The organism is Thiolapillus sp. (assembly GCF_048562965.1).
Lineage (GTDB): Bacteria > Pseudomonadota > Gammaproteobacteria > Chromatiales > Chromatiaceae > Thiolapillus > Thiolapillus brandeum_A.
Window position 1 is genome coordinate 1 of the sequence record NZ_JBHNMF010000189.1, and the last position, 5,994, is coordinate 5,994.

Genomic DNA, 5,994 nt, shown 5'->3' on the forward strand with positions numbered 1-5,994 from the left:
AGAGGCTTCCGCAATAAAGAGCGGTTTGCCAATGCCATTTACTTCCATCTCGGCGGGTTGGATCTTTACCCTGATGGGATTACTAGATGATGGGCGCCCACTCAATCAGGGGAAGAGCCCCTTCTTGTGGCTCTGAATCTGATCCTGCATTTGCGGCTGCAGGTCTTATTGTTCAGTTCATTTGGTGGGATCTGTTGAAAATCAGGTTTTCACTACATCCCCGGGATGCTTCTTGCGGTTCAAAAGCAGAGAGCCGCTGACGGCAAGAGAAGCGTAAAATGCGTTGTCACAGTCGCGGTAACTACCTGACTGCAGACAAGCAGATACGCCCTGCATCCTTTGGTTATCCTGCCTCAAAACGATTGACTTTGGAAGTTTTTTCATGGAATTACCGCTCCTCAGCAATGGCCGCATCCTGAAGCGCTACAAGCGTTTTCTGGCAGATGTGGAACTGGACAGCGGTGAACTGGTAGTGGCCCATGTGCCCAACACGGGGCGCATGACCGGCTGCTGGGAAGCGGGTGCACCGGTGCAGCTCAGCCACAGTGACAATCCGCGGCGCAAGCTGGCATGGACGCTGGAACGTGTGGATATGGGCAATGGCTGGATAGGCGTCAATACTCAGCGTACCAATCCTGTGGTTGAAGAAGCGCTTGTTCAGTCCCGCATTGCAGCACTGGAAGGCTACGGGCTGGTCGAGCGGGAGAAAACCCCGCCTCTCGAAGGCAGGCGCAGCCGCCTCGACCTGTTTCTTTCCCGGGGCAGGCATGCCGATGCCTGGATCGAGGTGAAGAATGTCACCCTGCTGATGGAGGATTGCCTGGGCTTTCCTGATGCGGTTTCCGTTCGGGGCAGCAAACACCTGCGGGATTTGCAATTGCTGGTGGCCGGGGGCTGCCGCGGGATTATCCTGTATGCGCTCAACCGGCCGGAGGGCGCTTGTTTCCGCCCTGCAGAGGAAGTGGATCCGGACTATGCCGGATTGTTGCGCGAGGTGGTAAAGCAGGGTGTGGAAGTGCTGGCGCTGCGCCTGCGGCATACTGAAACAGGTATTATCGTTTCAGAGACGGTGCCGGTAATACTGTAGGTCAGAGTGGCAGGCAAGGGTGGGAATCAATAACCGGCCGAATCCGCAATAAGCCCCTTGGGCATGTGGGATATGTGGTGGGTCCGGGAATACAGCTCGCCGTTTTTTCCCAGGGTCAGCATGCGCCATCCGGGCGGGAGCGTGTCCAGGCCGAATTCATCCTGTCCCGGCGCGAACTGAATGCAGGTCGATGGGGTGGCGAGCAACTGCATGTGGCCCAGTCTGCCTTCCCAAGGCTGATGCACATGCCCCCAGACGATACCTTTCACTGCAGGATTGTGCTGGGTTCTGGAAAGCAGTTCCTGAGGGTTGTCCAGCCCGATGTTGTCCAGCCATTCGCTGCCCACGGGTACGGGCTGGTGGTGCAGAAAAATCAGGATATGGGGTGGCGCATCAGACAATGCCTCGTCCAGCAGATCCAGTTCGGTTCGTGAAAGATGTCCGTGCTCCTTGCCGGGAACCTGGGAGTTGAGAAGAATCAGGCGCCAGTTTCCCAGGTCGATCTTTCCGCCGGTAGGGATGTGATGCTTTTCCAGCACATTCTGCATGCTCAGGATGCTGTCATGGTTGCCGGGAATGGCGGCGCTGGGACAACCGGTCTTTGTCAGGGTCTTGGCGAGGGACTTGTAGCCTTTCTTCGATCCGTCATGCACCAGGTCGCCGGTGACGATGATCATGTCGGGCGTCAGATCACTACATGCGCTATCGAGCACCTGCCGGAAGGAGTCCAGTGTGTTCAGTCCCAGCAATAAACCTGATGGATCGGCGTACAAATGGCAGTCGCTCACCTGGAGCAAGTGCAGGTCGGATCCCTGACGTGGATTGTTCATGATTTCTCAAACCATAGAGTGGAACCTCTACCCTATACCTGAAAAATACCGAATAACACGCCCGCATTGACAGAATGTGAACTTCCGCTTAGAAGCCCTCCGTAGATGTGAACAGGCCCACACGAAGATCCTTGGCGGCATAGATCTCCCGGCCATCCACCTCAAGCTTTCCATCGGCAATGCCCAGAATCAGCTTGCGGGCAATAACCCTTTTGATATCAATGGTATATTTTACCAAGCCGGCATTGGGAAGCACCTGTCCGGTGAATTTTACCTCGCCCACACCCAGGGCGCGGCCGTGCCCCGGGTTGCCCAGCCACCCCAGATAGAAACCTACCAGCTGCCACATGGCATCCAGGCCGAGGCAGCCGGGCATGACCGGGTCGCCGGGGAAATGGCATTCGAAGAACCAGAGATCGGGGTCGATGTCGAGTTCGGCGGTAATCACTCCCTTGCCATACTGACCGCCTTCATCGGCGATGAGTGTAATGCGATCCATCATCAGCATGTTGTCCACGGGCAGCTGGGCATTGCCCGGCCCAAACAGCTCACCGTGTCCACATTTTATGAGGTCTTCTTTGTTGTAGGCGTTTTTACGTTCCATTAGGTTTTATTTTTCCAGAAGTGATTGGATGTGGGACACGATGTTCTCGAGGGAAATCATCCCGTTTTCGTCGGCGCTGCGGGCGCGGAACTCCACCTCGCCCTTGTCCAGGCTGCGCTCGCCCACCACCACGCGCAGGGGAATCCCCATGAGCTCATGGTCGGCGAACATGACGCCGGGACGCTGGTCACGATCGTCGAACAGCACGTCGATGCCTGCAGCCAGCAGGTCCTGATAGAGTTTTTCTGCGGCATTGCGGACTTTCTCGGATTTCTTCATCTGCATCGGCAGTAGTGACACGCTGAAAGGGGCGATGCTGTGTGGCCAGATGATGCCTCTGTCATCGTGGTGCTGTTCGATGGCGGCGCCCACTACGCGGGATACGCCGATGCCGTAGCAGCCCATGGTCATGGTTACGGCCTTGCCGTTTTCGTCCAGCACCGTGGCGTTCAGAGCTTCGCTGTATTTGGTACCCAGCTGGAAGATATGGCCGACTTCGATGCCCCGGGCGATGGTGAGCACGCCCTTGCCGTCGGGACTGGGGTCGCCTTCCACTACGTTGCGGATGTCCGCCACCTTAGGCAGGGGAGCATCCCGTTCCCAGTTGATGCCGAAGTAGTGCTTGCCGTCGATATTGGCACCGGCGGAAAAGTCCGCCAGCACGGCAACGGAACGGTCGGCGATGATGGGGACGGGTAGGTTCACCGGCCCCAGGGAGCCGGGGCCCGCGCCAACAGTCTCGCGGATTTCCTCTTCCGTGGCGAAGCGCAGAGGGGAAGCCACCTGGGGCAGCTTCTCTGCCTTGATCTCGTTGAGCTCATGATCACCGCGCACCAGCAGGGCGATGAGACCGCCTTCGGCAGCTTCCACCACCAGGGTCTTGGCCGTCTGTTCCACAGGCTGGTTGAACTGTTCCACCAGCTCGGTGATGGTTTTGGCATTCGGCGTGTCCACCAGCTCCATCTCTTTCGAGGGGGCGGGGCGTTCATTGCGGTCGGGCAGGGCCTCGGCCAGTTCCACGTTGGCGGCATAGTCGCTTTCCGTGGAAAAGGCGATGGTGTCCTCGCCGGCGTCCGCCAGCACATGGAATTCGTGGGAACCGCTGCCGCCGATGGCGCCGGTATCCGCGGCCACGGGACGGAAGTCCAGGCCGCAGCGGCTGAAGATGCGGCTGTAGGTGGCGTGCATCAGGTCATAGGTCTGCTGCAGGGAATCCTGGTCCACGTGGAAGGAATAGGCGTCCTTCATGAGGAATTCCCGGGCGCGCATGACGCCAAAGCGGGGCCGGATCTCGTCACGGAACTTGGTCTGGATCTGGTAAAAGTTCACCGGCAGCTGGCGGTAGCTCTTGAGCTGGTTGCGAGCCAGGTCGGTGATGATCTCCTCGTGGGTGGGACCCAGGCAGAATTCGCGGTTGTGGCGGTCACGGAAACGCAGCAGCTCGGGACCATACTGTTCCCAGCGACCGGATTCCTGCCACAGTTCAGCAGGCTGAACCACGGGCATGGACAGCTCCAGGGCGCCGGAGCTGTCCATTTCCTCGCGTACGATGCGTTCCACCTTGCGCAATACCCGCAGCCCCAGGGGCAGCCACACATACAGGCCCGATGCCAGCTTGCGGATCAGGCCCGCACGCAGCATCAGGCGGTGGCTGGGGATCTCGGCGTCGGCCGGGGTTTCCTTCAGCGTCTGCAGGGGAAACTGGGATGTGCGCATGGGGTACTCCGCGAAAAAAACGCTAATTTTATCCTGAAACGGAGTGGAGCAGGTATAATTTAGCGTTTATTGTCATAAACAGGGTTTTCAATCGTAGGATGTGGTGACGAAAGGAGCCGCACCGATGCCGTTTCCTGCGTCCATGACGCGGTTCGCGGGTTCATTGCTTCCTATGAATTGTGCAGGTGGTTTGAAATGTCAAAAAATAAGGTAAACAAGGTGGTGCTGGCCTATTCGGGCGGGCTGGATACTTCCGTGATTCTGAAGTGGCTGGAAGATGAATACGATTGTGAAATCGTCACTTTCACTGCCGATGTGGGCCAGGGCGAGGAAGTAGAGCCTGCGCGCGCCAAGGCCAAGGCGATGGGGATCAAGGAGATCTACATCGAGGATCTGCGCGAGGAGTTCGCCCGGGACTATGTCTTTCCCATGTTTCGCGCCAATGCCATCTATGAAGGCGAATATCTCCTGGGCACGTCCATTGCCCGCCCCCTCATTGCCAAGCGGCTGGTGGAAATCGCACAGGACACGGGCGCCGATGCCATTTCACACGGTGCCACAGGTAAAGGCAACGACCAGGTGCGTTTCGAGCTGGGCGCTTATGCCCTGATGCCGGACGTGAAGATCATCGCACCCTGGCGGGAATGGGATCTGCTGTCACGGGAGAAGCTCATGAACTACGCTGCCGAGCATGGTATCGACGTGGATTTCGCCAAGGCGGGCAAGAAATCGCCCTATTCCATGGACGCCAACCTGCTGCACATTTCCTACGAAGGTGACATCCTGGAAGATCCCTGGAACGAACCCGAGGAAGACATGTGGCGCTGGACGGTTTCCCCGGAAAAGGCGCCGGATGAGCCGACCTACGTGGAACTGACCTACGAGAAGGGCGATATCGTGGCCATCGACGGCAGGCCCATGTCCGCTTCCGAAGTCATGGAATATCTGAACAAGGTCGGTGGCGAGAACGGCGTGGGCCGGGACGACATCGTGGAGAACCGCTTCGTGGGCATGAAGTCCCGGGGCTGTTACGAAACCCCCGCAGGCACCATCATGCTCAAAGCTCATCGGGCCATGGAGTCTCTGACCCTGGACCGCGAGGCCGCCCACCTCAAAGACGAACTCATGCCACGCTACGCCAAGATGATCTACAACGGCTTCTGGTGGTCCCCCGAGCGCGAGGCCCTGCAGGCGCTCATCGACCAGACCCAGGAAGTGGTCAACGGCGTGGTGCGGGTGAAGCTGTACAAGGGCAACGTCATCGTGGCCGGGCGCAAGTCCGAGAGCAACAGCCTGTTCGACGAGGCCATCGCCACCTTCGACGACGATGAAGGTGCATACGACCAGAAGGATGCGGAAGGCTTCATCAAGCTCAATGCACTGCGCCTGAGGGTGGCGGCGCGCAAGCGCAAATAAGTTTGTGCAACTGATTCGGAGCCGGCCTCAGGTGAATGCGCAAGATTTTTTCCATGCCCGGATGCTCAGGGGCCAGTTGATGGCCCGCTGTTGGTCCGGGCTGCCCCAGGCTTCCCGGATCTGGCCATGCACTTCCTCGACAGGGTTTCTGCCGGTCTCGGCTTCATATTTTTTGACCGCTGACCAGGTGCACAGGTAGCCAATGAACTGGGACAGGTCCCATGTCAAGTCCCGATAGATCATAGATTTTCTTTTTGAATAATTCCGGTTGTTTTTTGTGCCAATCCTTAAGCGCCTGAATGGGCGTGATGTGCCCGATGTTTTTCTGCGGGACATGGTAG

The 5,994-nt window shown here is 58.1% G+C and carries 7 protein-coding genes; 2 read left to right on the plus strand and 5 right to left on the minus strand.

Annotation, left to right across the window (positions count from 1 at the left end; all coding sequences use genetic code 11):
- Window positions 1-201: 201 nt before the first annotated feature.
- Entirely contained in the window at window positions 202-384 is a 183-nt protein-coding gene (locus ACOCD2_RS10790) for a hypothetical protein (RefSeq protein WP_293647527.1), read from the minus strand.
- Here ACOCD2_RS10790 and sfsA point away from each other — a divergent pair.
- Window positions 383-1,087, plus strand: coding sequence for a DNA/RNA nuclease SfsA (sfsA, locus tag ACOCD2_RS10795; RefSeq protein ID WP_293647528.1), 705 nt, complete (start codon window positions 383-385; stop codon window positions 1,085-1,087). The genes ACOCD2_RS10790 and sfsA overlap by 2 nt on opposite strands.
- A 26-nt stretch (window positions 1,088-1,113) precedes the next feature.
- Here sfsA and cpdA read toward each other — a convergent pair whose 3' ends face one another.
- From cpdA to ACOCD2_RS10810, 3 genes are all read right to left on the minus strand, one after another.
- Window positions 1,114-1,917 carry a 3',5'-cyclic-AMP phosphodiesterase gene (cpdA, locus tag ACOCD2_RS10800; RefSeq protein WP_293647530.1) on the minus strand — a complete coding sequence of 268 codons (804 nt, stop codon included), beginning with the start codon at window positions 1,915-1,917 and terminating at the stop codon, window positions 1,114-1,116.
- A gap of 88 nt (window positions 1,918-2,005) precedes the next feature.
- A complete protein-coding gene (gene fabA, locus ACOCD2_RS10805) occupies window positions 2,006-2,521 on the minus strand; it encodes a 3-hydroxyacyl-[acyl-carrier-protein] dehydratase FabA (protein ID WP_293647532.1) in 516 nt (171 codons plus the stop codon).
- A gap of 6 nt (window positions 2,522-2,527) precedes the next feature.
- Window positions 2,528-4,237: a proline--tRNA ligase gene (locus tag ACOCD2_RS10810; RefSeq protein ID WP_293647534.1), complete on the minus strand. Its 1,710-nt coding sequence runs from the start codon at window positions 4,235-4,237 to the stop codon at window positions 2,528-2,530.
- Between the two features lie 195 nt (window positions 4,238-4,432).
- On the opposite strand from ACOCD2_RS10810, the gene ACOCD2_RS10815 reads away from it, so the two are divergent.
- A complete protein-coding gene (locus tag ACOCD2_RS10815) occupies window positions 4,433-5,653 on the plus strand; it encodes an argininosuccinate synthase (RefSeq protein ID WP_293647536.1) in 1,221 nt (406 codons plus the stop codon).
- A gap of 27 nt (window positions 5,654-5,680) precedes the next feature.
- Here the strand turns inward: ACOCD2_RS10815 and ACOCD2_RS10820 are convergent, their stop codons facing one another.
- Window positions 5,681-5,896: a hypothetical protein gene (locus tag ACOCD2_RS10820; protein ID WP_293647538.1), complete on the minus strand. Its 216-nt coding sequence runs from the start codon at window positions 5,894-5,896 to the stop codon at window positions 5,681-5,683.
- Window positions 5,897-5,994: the final 98 nt, after the last annotated feature.